Annotated in this window: 18 protein-coding genes; 6 read left to right on the top strand and 12 right to left on the bottom strand. The window is 34.0% G+C overall.

The window, feature by feature from the left end:
* Positions 1 to 5: 5 nt before the first annotated feature.
* Positions 6 to 1,400: a chromosomal replication initiator protein DnaA gene (gene dnaA, locus JJ844_06585; protein MBO6975339.1), complete on the bottom strand. Its 1,395-nt coding sequence runs from the start codon at positions 1,398 to 1,400 to the stop codon at positions 6 to 8.
* A 186-nt stretch (positions 1,401 to 1,586) separates the two neighbouring features.
* Here dnaA and JJ844_06580 point away from each other — a divergent pair, with 186 nt between their 5' ends.
* Both JJ844_06580 and JJ844_06575 read left to right on the top strand, forming a co-directional pair.
* The gene (locus JJ844_06580; protein MBO6975338.1) at positions 1,587 to 2,198 is read left to right on the top strand and encodes a TIGR04282 family arsenosugar biosynthesis glycosyltransferase; all 612 of its coding nucleotides are present in this window, start codon (positions 1,587 to 1,589) and stop codon (positions 2,196 to 2,198) included.
* 5 nt (positions 2,199 to 2,203) lie between these two features.
* Positions 2,204 to 2,887: a TIGR04283 family arsenosugar biosynthesis glycosyltransferase gene (locus JJ844_06575; protein MBO6975337.1), complete on the top strand. Its 684-nt coding sequence runs from the start codon at positions 2,204 to 2,206 to the stop codon at positions 2,885 to 2,887.
* Here JJ844_06575 and JJ844_06570 read toward each other — a convergent pair whose 3' ends face one another.
* The 3 genes from JJ844_06570 to JJ844_06560 are packed head-to-tail and all read right to left on the bottom strand — an operon-like array spanning position 2,888 to position 5,865.
* Complete coding sequence (locus JJ844_06570; GenBank protein MBO6975336.1) at positions 2,888 to 3,418, bottom strand: GNAT family N-acetyltransferase; 531 nt, start codon at positions 3,416 to 3,418, stop codon at positions 2,888 to 2,890.
* On the bottom strand, positions 3,418 to 5,214 hold the full coding sequence (locus JJ844_06565) for an ABC transporter ATP-binding protein (GenBank protein ID MBO6975335.1): 1,797 nt from the start codon (positions 5,212 to 5,214) through the stop codon (positions 3,418 to 3,420). The genes JJ844_06570 and JJ844_06565 overlap by 1 nt, the downstream gene beginning before the upstream one ends.
* Positions 5,215 to 5,226: 12 nt before the next feature.
* Entirely contained in the window at positions 5,227 to 5,865 is a 639-nt protein-coding gene (locus tag JJ844_06560; protein MBO6975334.1) for an ATP phosphoribosyltransferase, read from the bottom strand.
* A gap of 40 nt (positions 5,866 to 5,905) precedes the next feature.
* On the opposite strand from JJ844_06560, the gene gloB reads away from it, so the two are divergent.
* The 3 genes from gloB to JJ844_06545 all read left to right on the top strand — a co-directional run bounded on the left by gloB (position 5,906) and on the right by JJ844_06545 (position 7,376).
* Positions 5,906 to 6,646, top strand: coding sequence for a hydroxyacylglutathione hydrolase (gene gloB / locus JJ844_06555; GenBank protein MBO6975333.1), 741 nt, complete (start codon positions 5,906 to 5,908; stop codon positions 6,644 to 6,646).
* A 24-nt stretch (positions 6,647 to 6,670) separates the two neighbouring features.
* Positions 6,671 to 7,063, top strand: a complete 393-nt coding sequence (locus JJ844_06550) for a RidA family protein (GenBank protein ID MBO6975332.1) — start codon at positions 6,671 to 6,673, stop codon at positions 7,061 to 7,063.
* Between the two features lie 85 nt (positions 7,064 to 7,148).
* Positions 7,149 to 7,376, top strand: coding sequence for a DUF3136 domain-containing protein (locus JJ844_06545; GenBank protein MBO6975331.1), 228 nt, complete (start codon positions 7,149 to 7,151; stop codon positions 7,374 to 7,376).
* Between the two features lie 6 nt (positions 7,377 to 7,382).
* On the opposite strand, the gene JJ844_06540 is transcribed toward JJ844_06545, so the two are convergent.
* The 8 genes from JJ844_06540 to JJ844_06505 all read right to left on the bottom strand — a co-directional run bounded on the left by JJ844_06540 (position 7,383) and on the right by JJ844_06505 (position 14,352).
* Positions 7,383 to 7,622, bottom strand: a complete 240-nt coding sequence (locus tag JJ844_06540) for a 4a-hydroxytetrahydrobiopterin dehydratase (protein MBO6975330.1) — start codon at positions 7,620 to 7,622, stop codon at positions 7,383 to 7,385.
* Positions 7,623 to 7,696: 74 nt separating this feature from the next.
* A complete protein-coding gene (locus JJ844_06535) occupies positions 7,697 to 7,945 on the bottom strand; it encodes a carboxysome peptide B (protein ID MBO6975329.1) in 249 nt (82 codons plus the stop codon).
* Positions 7,946 to 7,963: 18 nt separating this feature from the next.
* Complete coding sequence (locus JJ844_06530) at positions 7,964 to 8,215, bottom strand: carboxysome peptide A (GenBank protein MBO6975328.1); 252 nt, start codon at positions 8,213 to 8,215, stop codon at positions 7,964 to 7,966.
* Between the two features lie 2 nt (positions 8,216 to 8,217).
* Entirely contained in the window at positions 8,218 to 9,747 is a 1,530-nt protein-coding gene (locus JJ844_06525) for a carboxysome shell carbonic anhydrase (GenBank protein ID MBO6975327.1), read from the bottom strand.
* Positions 9,748 to 9,754: 7 nt separating this feature from the next.
* A complete protein-coding gene (locus tag JJ844_06520; GenBank protein MBO6975326.1) occupies positions 9,755 to 12,043 on the bottom strand; it encodes a CsoS2 family carboxysome shell protein in 2,289 nt (762 codons plus the stop codon).
* A gap of 81 nt (positions 12,044 to 12,124) precedes the next feature.
* Positions 12,125 to 12,466, bottom strand: a complete 342-nt coding sequence (locus tag JJ844_06515) for a ribulose bisphosphate carboxylase small subunit (protein MBO6975325.1) — start codon at positions 12,464 to 12,466, stop codon at positions 12,125 to 12,127.
* Between the two features lie 89 nt (positions 12,467 to 12,555).
* The gene (locus JJ844_06510) at positions 12,556 to 13,971 is read right to left on the bottom strand and encodes a form I ribulose bisphosphate carboxylase large subunit (protein ID MBO6975324.1); all 1,416 of its coding nucleotides are present in this window, start codon (positions 13,969 to 13,971) and stop codon (positions 12,556 to 12,558) included.
* Positions 13,972 to 14,040: 69 nt separating this feature from the next.
* Positions 14,041 to 14,352, bottom strand: coding sequence for a BMC domain-containing protein (locus tag JJ844_06505; protein ID MBO6975323.1), 312 nt, complete (start codon positions 14,350 to 14,352; stop codon positions 14,041 to 14,043).
* 327 nt (positions 14,353 to 14,679) lie between these two features.
* Between JJ844_06505 and rdgB the strand changes: the two genes are divergently transcribed.
* Positions 14,680 to 15,264, top strand: coding sequence for an RdgB/HAM1 family non-canonical purine NTP pyrophosphatase (gene rdgB, locus JJ844_06500; protein ID MBO6975322.1), 585 nt, complete (start codon positions 14,680 to 14,682; stop codon positions 15,262 to 15,264).

The following is a 15,264-nucleotide window of genomic DNA, read 5'->3' as shown; positions in this document are numbered from 1 at the left end:
TGAAACTATAAATTTTTTCTTGAATCTATTTGAAGTAAATCTCTTATTTTTTGAACTTGACTTGCGATATTAGGATCAATAGACAATTTTTTTTCAACTTGTTCAATAGCATACATAACTGTTGTATGATCTTTGCCCCCAAACTCATCTCCAATTCTTGGTAAGCTTAGATCCGTTCCATGTCGCATAAGATACATGCCTATTTGCCTAGCTTGACTTACTGGTTTTCTCCTGCTTGAACTAATCAATTCATCAGTAGAAACTTTAAAAAAATCTGACACTTTATTAATAACTTGTTTTGGAGTAACAACTACTCCTACACTATTCGGATCAAGCATTGGAGCAATTGATTGGACTGTCATTGGCAAGCCAGTTATTGATGCAAATGCAACAGCTCTAGTAAATGCTCCTTCCAATTCTCGAATATTCGAAGTGAATCTTCCTGCTATAAATTGAATTAAATCTCTTGGAAGGCTCATCTTCTCTTGCTCTGCCTTTTTTTGAAGGATGGCTGTCCTCGTCTCAAGATCAGGTGGTTGAATATCAGCGGTCATACCCATTGAGAACCTAGAAATTAATCTCTCTTGAATTCCCGACAATTGATTTGGAGGTCTATCGCTTGCAATAACTATTTGACTTCCTGATTCGTGAAGAGCGTTAAAAGTATGAAAGAATTCCTCTTGTGTATACTCTTTGCCTTCTAAGAACTGTATATCGTCTATTAAAATCAAATCTACATTTCTATATTTGTCTCGAATGGCTGTCATTCCATCTCTTCGAATACCACTAATAACATCATTAGTAAAAGTCTCTGTAGATACATATTTAACTTTTGCTTCTGGATCTATTTCTACTCGATAATGGCCTATTGCTTGCATTAAATGAGTTTTACCGAGACCTACTCCACCACAAATAAATAATGGATTAAATTCTCTTCCAGGTGATTCGGCAACTGCCAAAGCAGCGGCATGAGCCAACCTACTATTTGGACCTACTACAAATCTTTTAAAAACGTAGCGCAAATTTAGACCGTTGGGATTTTTAGATCGATTTTTTGAAGAAATATCTAAAGTATTATTAGAAAATGATTTTGTTTTTTGATTCACGATCTGTTCATCTAGGTACTCTTTATTTGTTGAATCGCTGTTAATATTTGTTTCCGATTTAAAAACAACTTTTACATCATGGCCGCATATTTCTGTTGCAGCCTTTTCGATAGTTTGACAATAGTTCTTTCTTAACCAATCACTTGAAAATGTATTTGGAGCAATTAAGGTTAATAAGCCATTTTCAAAACAATTAAATTTAGCAGGCCTTATCCATGTCTCAAATGAAGGCTTACTTAAAGTTTTTTGAAGTGATTGTTGAACTTCCGCCCAAATAGGATTAATTGCTTGCAAAATTTTATTCTCTAGATTATTAATCTAGTTGGAATTTAATAATTGGCCATTAGGAAATCACAAGATCACGACAAATTTAAAATTACTTAACAAAGCATCATACAAATTTATAAAAATATTTATTTTTTTTAGGCATATAATTATTTTAATCGCACTAAATTATTGGATAAAGCATTACTTATTATCATGGCAAAATGGCATGGTTTTGGAAGATGCAAAACAAGATTATCTAAAGATATAGGAAAAAGTAATTCTGCAAAGGTTCAAAGTGTAATGACCAAACATACTATTTCAGTCGCAAAATTTCTCCAAGAAAATAAACTAATTGATATTTCTATTGCTATATCTGGTCTGGGTGTAAGTAACTGTAGAAGATGGACTAGAGCATTAGGTATCAAAAAATTTAATTTACAGGGGAAAGGCTGCTTGGGAGAAAAAATGAAACGGCAAATAATTATCAACAAAAAATTTTGTGCAAGACATAAGATCAAAAATATTATTTTTATTGGTACTGACCTTCCAGATTTATGCCATCAAGATTTATTGAATACTCTAAAAGAGCTCCAACAAAATGATCTTATTTTAGGACCATCTAATGATGGAGGATATTGGCTTATTGGTTTATCAGAAAAAATAATGTCATCGCATTTATATTTACCTTTTATCAACATAAAGTGGGGGACAGAAAATGTTCTACAGAATACAATTGATAATTTTGCTTCTACAAAATTAAAATATAAGTTTTTAGATAAAAAAATTGATATAGATACAATTATTGATATTGAAAATAGAAAGTAACCGACTTGTCTAAAATCTCAATTATCATTCCAACAATTAATGAGGCTAATAATTTACCATTATTGCTTTCAGACTTATCAAGTATTCAGAAAGAGGTCGAAATCATAATTGTTGATTGTGGAAGTGAAGATAAAACTATTGATATAGCAAATATTTATGGAGCTAAAGTATGTATATCCAAAGAAAGGAATCGAGGTTTGCAATTAGATATTGGAGCCAAAAATTCAAAAGGAGAGTGGCTCATTTTTTTACATGCAGACACAAGATTAACTCATGATTGGTATAAAAAAATAAATTCATTTTTAAAGGGAAATAAGAATAGTATCTACTATTTTGAATTCAAAATTAATAACAAAAAGATAATTTATAGAGTCCTCGAAATTCTCGTGAATTGTAGAAGTAGATTTTTTAAACAACCGTATGGTGATCAAGGTTTAATAATTCATAGAACTACCTATTTTAAGAATAATGGTTTTAGGAAGATACCTTTGATGGAAGATGTAGATTTTATAAGGAGATTAAACAAAAAAAATTATTTAAAACAATTAAATTTACCAATTTTTATAAATTCAAGAAAATGGGAAAGAACTAATATTTTTTTTCAAGCAATTAAGAACTGGCACTTTAGAAGAAGATGGTTAAAAGGTGAATCGTTAAAATCTATATATTCTGATTACTACAAAAAATGATTAATTTGCATACCAAAAAGCACATTTAGAGCCTCTAGGTTCTAATATCCAACCTTGTCTTTTATAAAATGAAACTACTTCAGCATCAGCAAAAAGGGTTACTTTAAAAATTCCAATACTTTTCAATTCTTTTAGGACATATTTCATTAACTCTTTCCCTAATCCAAGTCCTTGATAGACAGGGTTAATAGCCACATCCCAGACTGTTGCTTCTAGAATTCCATCGCCAGTGCATCGTGCAAATCCTACTAGTCTGGGGAATTTATCATCATGACGCCATAACCCAACCACCAAAATACTGAAATCTAAAGCTCTTTTTACCCTCCTTATAGGTCTTCTGCTCCAACCAACAGTTTGCAAAAGTTGATCAAGTTCTATTAGATCTAAATCTTTATTTTTACTACATATAAATATTTCTTCTTTATTTGTTTGAGTGAACTCACAAGAATTTAAACCATAGAGATCTATCAGATCATTCCTTGATATAGTATTTGTTTTTTTTATTAACGATCCTTGGTTTCTAAAAATCATTAAAAATTCACGAATCCATTTTGTTGAAGCTCAGAGAGCTGAAAATATAAACCCTTTTTAAGTCTCAATTCACTATGGGTTCCCTCTTCAACTAATGATCCCCCTTTCAAGACTAAAATCTTATCAGAACTTTCAATAGTTGCTAATCTGTGAGCTATTACTAATGCTGTTCTTTTTGACAGAATTCTCTCAAGATCTTTCTGCAAAGTAGCCTCTGTAGAGGGATCCATAAACGCTGTTGCTTCGTCCATTATTAAAACAACAGGATTTCTAATCGCTACTCGAGCTACTGAAAGAAGTTGTCTCTCTCCAGAAGAGAGATTTCCCCCTCTTTCTCTTAAAAAGGTGTTCAAACCTTCTGGTAATTTTTTTAACAAATTATCTAACCCTAATTCGTTACAAAGATTTTTTAATTCAAGATTGTCTATATTGGAATTTAATTTTAAATTATCTGCAACATTTCCACTAAAGATAAAGGTGTCTTGCAAAACTACTCCCAACATATTTCTAAGAATTGCAATAGGAATATCTTTGATATCTATGTCGTCGATTAATATTTGGCCTGATTGAGGCTCATACAATCTACATAATAGTCTTATTATTGTGGTCTTACCTGAACCAGTTGGCCCTACAAAAGCTACATGCTCTCCAGGATTGATCCTGAACGATAAATTCTTTATGATGTGCTCTCCCTCATTGTAGAAAAAATTAACATTCTTGAACTCAATTTTGCCCTTAAATTTTTTATTTACATTTTTCACATTTTCTAAAAAATGTTTTGCGGAAGTAGAGTCCTTAATCTGTATTTCTTCATCCAATAATTCATTTATTCTTTCTACAGCTGTTAAACCTCCTTGTATTTGAGTAAATCTTTCTGCAAGCTGCCGTAGAGGTTCAAAAAGTCTTTGGGAATATAAAATAAAAGTTGTTAATGTTCCTAAACCAATATTTCCAGAAGTAACGAGATAACCTCCAACTGCCAAAACTAAGGAAACTGCAGCAAGAGAAATCCATTCTATAAATGCCGAAATACTACTGTCATAAAATATTGTTCCATTAACTGCTTTCTTATAAGCAACTCCAGTTTTGGAAAATTTCTTACTATTAAAAGCCTCTCTTCTGAACATCTGAACGACTTCTAAACCTTGAAGATTCTCTTGAAAATCAGAGTTAAGTTGAGACAATTCTTCCCTTACTTGATAATTTGCTCTTCTATAACGTTTTTGAAGCCAAATAATAAAATATGAAACTGGGATTTGAGTCAAAAGTAATAAAATGGCAAGCCCTCGATCAATTGACAGCATTGTCAAAGAAATTACTATCAGACTGACGAAGTCAGCAATGACTCCAACTGCCCCACTACCAAAGACCTCGGCTAAAGCATCAACATCATTTGTTAATCTCGTTAGTAATTTCCCAACAGGCATTTTATCGTGATACTTAAGAGATAAAGATATTGAATGATCAAAAAGTTCTCTTCTTATTCTTGCTGTCAAACGTTGTCCCACTGCTTGGATATTGTAAGTTTGGTATCCCTGCAGAACTAATCTTAATAATACAGTTATAAATAAAGTTAAGATTATGGCATTTATTGACTGCCCAAAGAAAGTTTTACTCAGCCAAACATCTGTAGTTTCGTTCTTTAGAATAGTAATTGCTTGACCAACTAATAAAGGTTGAATAGCTCCAGAGAAAGAGACAGGTAACAAAACTATCAAGATTAGATAGATTGTTTTTTTATCTTTAGTAAAATATTTACCTAACTTTTTAATCCTTCTAAAATCTTTAAAAAACATTTAGCTAATCTTCTATAAAGCATTAGTTGATTCTATTGATAAAATAGTATCTCTGAGATGATTATCATCTAACCTCATAGACAATGGATTTCCAATTAGTCTTGCAGTCGAATAATAAAGATCATCTATTTTTATTAAACCATTCTCTTTAAGAGTCTTTCCTGTTGCCACCAAATCAACTATTGCCTCTGCCATACCTGTAATAGGACCAAGCTCGACTGATCCTGTCAAATGAACTATTTCTACAGGAATATTTAATTCTTCAAAATAAGCTCTTGCTGTTTTTGTAAATTTACTTGCTACTTTACAATTCGCTGGAAGATCAGTTGGTTTTGAATAATTGCTATTTTTCTTAACCGCCAACGACATATGACAACCACCAAATCCTAAATCTAATAACTTTGCGACTTTTAATTCAGATTCCCGTAAAACGTCATACCCAACAATACCCAAATCAGCCTGACCATAACTTACATAAACAGGCACATCTCCATTTCTTACTAATAAAGCTTTTGCCCGTTTGCAATTTGATTCAAAGGTTAATGATCTATTATTTTCGTCCAACGCATCTGCGAAATCTAACCCAGCTCTTTTAAAAGTTGAAATTGAATCTTTTAACAGAGCTCCTTTTGGTAAAGCTATAGTAAACATAGATCAATTTCTTCCAAGGATTCTTCATTCTAAGTTAACAATGGAATTTAATAAAGCTTCCAATATAATCGGACTCAGAGTTTTAAATGACAATGTCATTTGGTTGTGGGTAAAAGATAAATCCGTTGTTGTTGTAGATCCATCTGTTCACGAACCAGTAATTAAATATATAGATGAAAATAATTTTCACTTAAAAGCTATTTTGCAAACTCATCATCATTCAGACCATATTGGAGGGACGAAGTCTCTTATTGAAAGATGGCCAAAAGTAAAGGTGATTGCATCCTCAAGAGAAAAAAAACGAATACCTTTTCAAAATGTATCTGTAGAAGATGGAGAAACTTTGAATATTTTAGGTGAAGAAGTAAAAATAATTGAAGTATTAGGGCATACAAGCTCACATATTGCCTTCTTTTTGAATGGGAAAAATCCTATTCTTTTTATAGGTGATACATTATTTTCTGGAGGCTGTGGAAGGATTTTTGAAGGAACTTATCAACAAATGTATTCTTCACTAGAAAGAATCAAATCTTTACCAAAAAATACTCTTATATATTGTGCACATGAATATACTAAGTCAAATATTTTGTGGGCATTGAATCTCAAGCCTAAAGATCAAGATATAAAAAATAAACTTTCGGAAGTTGAAGAAAAACTTTCTCTTAATGAATTGACAATTCCATTTTTACTTGATGAAGAGATGAAAATAAATCTTTTCTTAAGAGCAAAAAATTTAGAAGAATTTACTTTTCTAAGAGCAAATAAAGATTTATGGGTTTAAATAGATAGGTATCTTCTTAAATAAATGTCCTCAAAACAAGTAATTAAAACATCAAATGCTCCAGATCCAGTCGGACCTTATAATCAAGCAATAAAAGCTGGGAATTTTATCTATTGTTCTGGTCAAATTGCTATAGACCCAGCTTTAAATGAGATAACATGTTTAGGTGATATTGAGAAGGAAACTATTCAAGTTTTAAAAAATCTCGCAGCAGTTCTTAAAGCTGGTGGAGCAAAAATAGAGGATGTAATAAAAACGACAATTTACTTAACTGACTTAAGTAATTTTCAAATTGTCAATAAAATATATAGTGATTTTTTCAATGTAGAGAATCCTCCTGCAAGGGCCTGTGTGGAAGTTTCATCTTTACCAAAAGGAGTTTTAGTTGAGATAGATTGCGTCGCATTTCTAGATTAATTTCTAATTATTGAGAAATTTGAAATATAAACCAATTTTGCACCATATTTGTATAGATTATTAGTTGATAATTCATCTTTGATCTATGTCAGCAGCAAAGCTAAATATAGATGAACTAGAAGCAGGTTATCCTTTATTTTGCAAAGCTCTTAGACTATTAATTCTAAAAGGTAACTCAGTTAAAGATATAGAAAAGACAGTGTGTTGGAGTCATCTCGAAACTTTAAATAGATGTCTACCTGGTAGATATAAAGCCCCAACATATTTAATGGCCTTAATCAAAAGAGATATTGCAAAGCCAAATAGTTATTAAAAAGGACTAATCTTCTAAATAATATTTATCAATATCCTTTGAAAAGTCTTTTTCCATGTCTGATATTTCTTTATTATCTAAAAAAATTGAAAGACTTACAAAAGTCTTACCGAAGCTGATATTTGGATAGATATCTCTTTCTTTACATAATTTCTCAATTTTCTCCATGAATTTACTAATTTTTGAGTACTGTTTAAATTCAAATCTTTTTTCAATCCTCAAAGGTGATTCTCTTTCATTCCACATTAAATTATTTATTCAAGACTAATTACACTATACCTTTAATAAAGTTTCTCAATAAATTTTTGAAGTTAAAATTTTTAGTCAATCTCCCAATAATCAATAATACCTCCAATTGTTAAATCGGTTTGAACTTCTGGATTAGGGCATGCAAATCTAGCGGCAGAGCCACTAGAAGTAAAAACCCAGTTACCTTCTCTTGCTCCAACTGGATCAACAGCAACTACTTTCTTTCCTTTATTATTTTCTAAAATTCGTAAATTCATATGACCTAAGCCAGCGACTCTTTGAGTGCATACCATCCTTCCAAGTACCTTCATAATTTCCACAATTTATATCCTCCTTTTTTATGACTTGTCAGGATCCCAATGATCAATTATTCCAACAATCGTTAAATCGCTTGGATATGATTTACTTCCCGCTGCTTCCCTAGCTGCAGAACTTCCAACACAAATAACCCAATCTCCTGGCTTACAGCCAACAGCATCAACTGCAACTTTACTTGAAGAACCATCTAATACAACCTGCAGATGTTTATGTTCAAAACCAGGAATCCTATTGGTAGAAACAAGTGGTTTTACAACCTTGCAAATTAACATAATTAGTGAGCCTCCTCTGTTTTTTTATCTAAAGACATTCCAATAATTTGGGCGGAATGAATGTTGTCCCTATCTCTAATAGTAGAGCAAGTGTGTAACAACCCTTGATCAACTAAATTTTTATATCTAATTGATATCGCATTATTAACTCTTTCACAATCATTTATTGCCCTCTCTTTTGCGCCGGGGACTTTTCCAGAGTAATCAAATCTTATTACTACCGGAATAGGTAGATCTTGAGAAACATTTAATCCAGTAAAAATCTTCACTCCTACATCTAAATCTGGAGCCCCTTCTTCGACTGTATCTAAATGAGCAAAATAAGTTAAATTCCTGAGATGTACTTCTTTGAAACCTATACCTACTCCAATAAACCTCTCTGCATGTCCAATATCTTCATAAGAACCATTATGAAAACTCTTAACATAATCAATTTGAGAAATATTATTGACAATTAATTTATACGTAAATTTTTCCAGTCCACTGAGTTTATCTTTTGAAGATTGCTTAGAAATTGTCTGGCAAATTTCTCTTTCTGCATCCTCTCTTGAGAAATTTATTGTTGAATTATAAATTTCTAATGTAGAAATAGTTTTTTCTAAATCTATAGCGCCATCGCTAGTTGATAAATGTATTTTTAATGAATCAGTGTCTGTATCAAGTCCAATTAACATTAAATCCACAGAAGCTCCGCAGCAAAAGCTATTCTCTACAGCCTCTTTGAAAGCATATAATTTATTTCTACCTTCTGCTGCAGCTAACTCGTCATTACTCCCATGAGCTGCGCATCCCTGATGCAAAGGATCTACTGAACTAAAGTGATAAGTTACAACTTTTAAGTACCTGGTATCTTTATGAGCTTCATTAGGAACATTCTCTCTATATCTTTTATGTTCAGTTTTTACCCATCGATTAACGGTATTTTCAATATCAAACAGTGCTCCAGCATGGGATCTTCTTCTTACTGAACTAAAAGGTATTCTCATTACATAAGCAACTGAATGAGCTAATCTTCCATCTGAACAAGGAGTTATATCAAGTAAATGTATTCCACAATCTAAGAGGAATTTTTCAAAGTCTTCCGCATCCCTACTTCCAGCGGCACCTTCAAGTGGATCATTGTTAAAAAAATTGTCGCTTAGTTTCTCATGCTGTTTGAAAGCACACCATGCATATAAAGCTCTCATATCAAGAGGTTTAACCCAAGATTTATCTAATACATGTAGGGGTAAATCTATTCCCAAATTTTTTCTTGATATTTTCTGTGCCTTATTTATAAAATCTTCGTGATGTTGAATTCGAGCAATTTCCTTGAGAGTTGGAACAATTTCATCAAAATCACTTTTTATTTTGCTTTCATACCTAAATAGATTTTCATTTTGGATATTATTGGTTAATTTATGAGACTTTCCAGAATTTCGGAAATTATTTGATTCTTTACTTTGTGTATGGACATTTTCAGTAAAAGTTTTCATTGGAGCTGTTGGCCCCAATGTGAAGTTCTTGGCTTTAGCCAGTCCTCTTAAAGGCATTATTTACTTAACCTCTTGCACCACCTGAAAAGGTAACAAGTTGTCCTTCACGAGTATTTCCACTAGATCCAGTTATCAAGAAATCTGGTTTTTCTGTTTCCTCATTTCTTTTAACATCCATAGGGGGCATTGCGCTCATGAATCCTGCTCTTGATGGATTTCTCTTTCTAGAAGAAGCTCCCTCTGTACCTGTTACCTTATCGCCGCGATCCCAATCATCACCAGTTACGTTTCCTACTGATTGACCTTCACCAGTAATCCTTGATGCGACTCTTTTTTCTGGTGTTTTTGCAGCACGGTCTGCCTCTTCAATTTCCATTTTTTGTTTATAAGTAATATTTTTATTCGGTTCAAATCTAAATTTTTCAGTGCCAGTGACCTTATCAACTGCCATATCAAAAGGCCCTGTTACCTTTGAACCATTTTCATATTCATTACCTGTAACTCCTTGAGTATTTTTTTCAGAATATTTATCTCTTGATGGAGATTTAACAGAGAATTCGTTCCAAGAGTTAGCTGCCGACTTTTCCGGATTCGCATAAGCCGCATCATGTGGAGGATTATCACAAGCTTGTGAGAGCTGATCTCCACCAACATAGGGAGTACCTGTTAGATTTTTACAAGCACCTTTCTTAGCACCTGTCATTACTCCGCCAATTCCTGGTTGCTGTCCTGTAAGTCTGGCATTTGAATTATTTCCAGAATTAACTGTTGCTCGGGATTTCATATCTTCTGAAATCTCAGTACTACAATTTTCATTAATCTGATCTAAGCCTGCGTATGGTGTTCCTGTTAACACTTTGCATGAACCTGGTTCATCTCCAGTTACTATTTCTGATCTTCCTGTCATAGTGCCGCTTATTAAATTTGACTTTGAAGAAAGGCTTAAACCTACTTTTCTGGCTTCTGGTTTTGGTTTTGAACCGCAAAACTTCTCATATTGTTGAGATCCTATGTACTCATCGCCAGTTACATTCTTACAACTCCCATGTTCATTGCCTGTCATATGGTCTGATCTTCCAACCCCTGTACCAGTTACATTATTCCCATTAAGAGTGTTGTAACTGCCTACTTTTTCAAATGCTTTACCTTTTGGATTTGGCTCAGAGCCAAGATATTGATCTCCAGTTAATTGTTGTCCAGAACCTGATTCATCTCCAGTAACTAGGGTTGATCTACCAGGAAGTGATCCAGATACTTTTAATCCATCGGTTGTAGTGCTGTGTTTAACCTTTGAAGGATTTTTTGGGACATCACCACAATACTTCTGCGACTGATTAGAAGATACATATTCAGTACCTGTAAGGTTTTTACAAGTTCCTGGCTCATCGCCTGTAACACTATCAGATCTACCAACTTCATTTCCAGTTACTTTATTACCTGATGTTGTAGAGGTAACAGTAGATCTAAGTGGTTGTTTATAACTTGGTCTATCTTGACAAAATTGATCAATAACTTCTGATCCCATATATTGGGTACCAGTTACAGTTCTGCATGTACTTGCTTCATTACCTGTAGTTTTTACAGATCTATTAGCTTGAGTTCCAGTAACTATTTGACCTGAATCAGTTTCACTTTTACCAACTTTCCAGCTAGCATCTGCAATATTTTGTTTGGCACCATTTTTATTTGGACCACATGGTCTACATTTACCATTACCTTTTTTGCCTGTGGCACCAGTTTTACTTCTTAGCTCTCTCACTCTCTGAGAAATTTCTCTACTACTTAAATCTGGGTCTCCCCTTCTAGCTAAGGAAGCGGCACTAGTATTTTGTTTAGTTGCTGATTTACCATGTTTAGATTGAGCTTCTCTTCTCGCTAAAACAATATCTCTACTTGTATTGGTAATAGGCTTTCTCTTCTGATTAATTCTTCTTTTAACGTTTGGTTTTGATGTTTTAATTTCTGTATTATGTGAATTTTGAACTTCTTGATTTTCGCTTGTGGTAGTTTTAACTGTGTTTACAGGACTTTCTTTTTTAACATCAGTACGGGTTCTATCAGATGAAGTTATAGCTGATTTCCCATGGGTAGACATTGCTTTTCTTCTCTCTATTACTAACTCTTTACTAGATAAAGTTGTTGAAGAATTTCTGTTTACTTGAGTTTTTGGAATATGTTTTGTAGCTGGTTTAGAAATATTATTATGAGAAGACTGAGTCCCAGAAATCTGTATATCTTGAGAAGATCGAACTCTATCTTTGGTAGTTGAAGAATAAGCAGCGGCTTTTTTACCGCTATCACTCATCGCCTTTCTTCTTTCTAGTGCAATCTCTCTACTGGTTTTTTTTGACATAATCTTCAAATGTGAAACTCTTTTGAAAAACTTTCTCCAAAACATTTTTTTGGAGAAAGATATTAACTACGATAAGTAGCTTTAACGTCCTTGGAAAACTACAAAAGCTGTTCCTTGACTTTGAGTGTAAGCATCGTATCCGATGATTCTTACATGATGATCAGGGTATGCTCTATGGCATGCCTCTAATTCGCTCACGATCAAGTTAAGATCTTTTTCCCCAAAAAATGGGAGTTTCCAATAAGACCAATAAGTTTGCATACATCCACTAGGATGAACATGCTCAATAACAGGACTCCAACCTTGAGCAATTATGTACGCAATTTGGTCATATATTTCTTCCTGGGTCATCGGTGGTAAAAAACCGAATGTTTCCAGGGTTGCAACTGTTTGATAGTCGCTTACTGTGCTCTGGAAAGGCATAATTAATCAAAATGTGAATGAAATTACTCGTAAAAACGAGATTTTAATAAGTTTGAGGAGAATAAATCTCCTCAATTCCGAAACTTGAGTTAACCCTGAACATCAAGCTTGTCGACAGTGTCAAACTCAAACTTAATTTCCTTCCAAGTTTCTAGAGCAATAGCTAATTCAGGACTATGCTTAGCAGCTTCCATAAGAATGTCTCTACTCTCTTTTTCGATTTCGCGACCAGCATTACGTGCTTTTACACAAGCTTCTAAAGCAACTCTGTTAGCTGCAGCTCCAGCGGCTGAACCCCATGGATGACCATGTGTTCCTCCACCGAACTGAAGACAAGAATCATCTCCAAAAATTGCTAAGAGTGCAGGCATATGCCATACGTGAATACCACCTGATGCGACGGCAAATACTCCTGGCATTGAACCCCAATCTTGATCAAAGAAGTTACCTCTTGATCTATCTTCAGGAACAAATGACTCTCTTAAGTTGTCTATGTAACCAAGAGTTGTTTGACGATCACCTTCTAGTTTTCCAACAACTGTTCCAGTATGTAATTGATCTCCTCCGGAGAGTCTCAAACATTTTGCTAGAACCCTGAAATGGATACCGTGTTTTGGATGTCTATCAATAACAGCATGCATCGCTCTATGAATATGAAGAAGCATGCCATTTTTACGACACCAGTTTGCTAATCCAGTATTTGCAGTAAAACCACCAGTTATATAATCATGCATGATGATTGGCATATCTAGCTCTTTTGCAAATTCAGCTCTTTCGTAGAGTTCTTCAGGAGTGTTAGCAGTACAGTTTAGATAGTGACCTTTAACTTCTCCAGTTTCTCGTTGAGCAAGTTTAACTGCTTCTGCAACAAACTCAAATCTTTCTCTCCAACGTTGGAATGGCTGAGAGTTTATATTCTCGTCATCCTTCGTTAAATCAAGACCACCTCTAAGGCACTCATATACAACTCGACCATAGTTTTTACCAGACAATCCTAATTTAGGTTTAATGGTACAACCAAGAAGAGGTCTTCCATATTTGTTTAGACGATCTCTTTCAACTACGATTCCATTTGGTGGACCGCCGCAAGTTTTGATGAAAGCGATTGGGAATCTAATATCTTCTAGACGTAAGTGTCTTAGAGCTTTAAATCCAAAAACGTTTCCTACTAGAGATGTTAATACGTTTGTAATAGAACCTTCTTCAAAAAGATCTAAAGGATATGCAATAAAAGCATAAAAAGCTTCAGGATCTCCAGGAACGTCTTCGATTCGATAACAACGTCCTTTATAAAATTCTAAATCTGTAAGTAACTCGGACCAAACTGTTGACCAAGTACCTGTTGAAGATTCAGCGGCAACAGCTGCTGCAACTTCTTCTCTGGGAACACCTTCTTGACCTGTACATTTGAAACAGGCTAATAAATCGGTGTCTAGGGGTACATATTCAGGAGTCCAGTAGGTATCTCTGTACTCCTTTACCCCTGCATCATACTTCTTACTCATAAGGATAAATTTAGGTCTGTGTAGGGAAAATAATTATTGTGCAAAATTTACAAATTTTGCGTTACTTAATTAGTCCTTTTGACCAAGAAATTCACCGTTACCAAGAGCAGGTTCAACTTCTCTATGAGGACGAGCAATAATGTGAGCTGCAACTAAACCGTCACCAACTCTTTCACAAGCATCAGCACCAGCTCTTACAGCTGCGTTAACTGCGCCTGTTTCGCCTCTAACTAATACTGTGACATAACCGCCACCTACGAATTCACGACCAATAAGGCGAACTTCTGCTGCCTTTGTCATTGCGTCTGCTGCTTCGATTGCAGGTACAAGTCCGCGTGTCTCGATCATGCCGAGAGCGATACCCATTGTTTCTGTAGCCATTGTCTACTAAATACTAAATGTGGAATGTTCAATTCGAAGAATGCTTCATTAAGTACTTATAAGTCAAGCGTTTTCGACAAAATCTCCATTAATGTTTTTTCTATCATTCATAAGTTAAACTTATCACCCTTGGTACTATTGATATGTCAATACTTATGCAAATTAGTTAGTGCATCAAAACATACTGTTGTGTTAAGAAAAAATTTACATTATGTTATTTCCGTACGAGGCAGGCCCTGTCTACACAGGTGTGGAATGTTCAACCTTTCCTGTCTCCGTATCAAGCTTTGAAGTAAGATAATATTCACAATAAATTTATTTGTTATTTTGAACCTTCCAGTTCTAACTATTGCTAGTGGCAATCAAAGAAAAGTATCTGAAATTTCAGAGATGCTGGATGTTTTGTCTTTAAAGGTTCAGAAGCAACCAGAATATTTAAATGTCGAAGAGACTGGAAACACATATTTTGAGAATGCACTTCTAAAAGCAAAAGCAGCTGCTTTAGAGACTAAAACTTGGGCATTAGCTGATGACTCGGGTCTTGAAGTAGATGTTTTAGATGGTCGGCCAGGAATTTATTCTGCTCGATATGCCAAAACTAATGATGAGAAAATTAAAAAATTAATTAATGAACTTTCTGATAGTCCTTATAGGAGTGCAAGATTTATAAGTTGTATGGTTTTGTGCGATCCCTCAGGAAACTTAGTTAAAGATACAACAGGAATATGCTGGGGAGAAATTCTTAAGAACCCCAAATATCCAAACGGGGAATTCGAATCTATTTTTTGGGTAAAAGAGTCTAACTGTGTTTACGGTGAGCTCTCACAATCACAATTAAATAAATTAGGTAGTAGAGGTAAAGCTGCCAAAATTATGTCCCCTTACCTCAAAAAAGAAATTGGTTTAAATTAG

Source organism: Prochlorococcus marinus CUG1435 (genome assembly GCA_017644375.1).
GTDB classification, from domain to species: Bacteria; Cyanobacteriota; Cyanobacteriia; order PCC-6307; family Cyanobiaceae; genus Prochlorococcus_A; species Prochlorococcus_A marinus_AH.
Note: the sequence above shows the minus strand (reverse complement) of the source record. Positions and strands in the feature narration are given on the sequence as shown.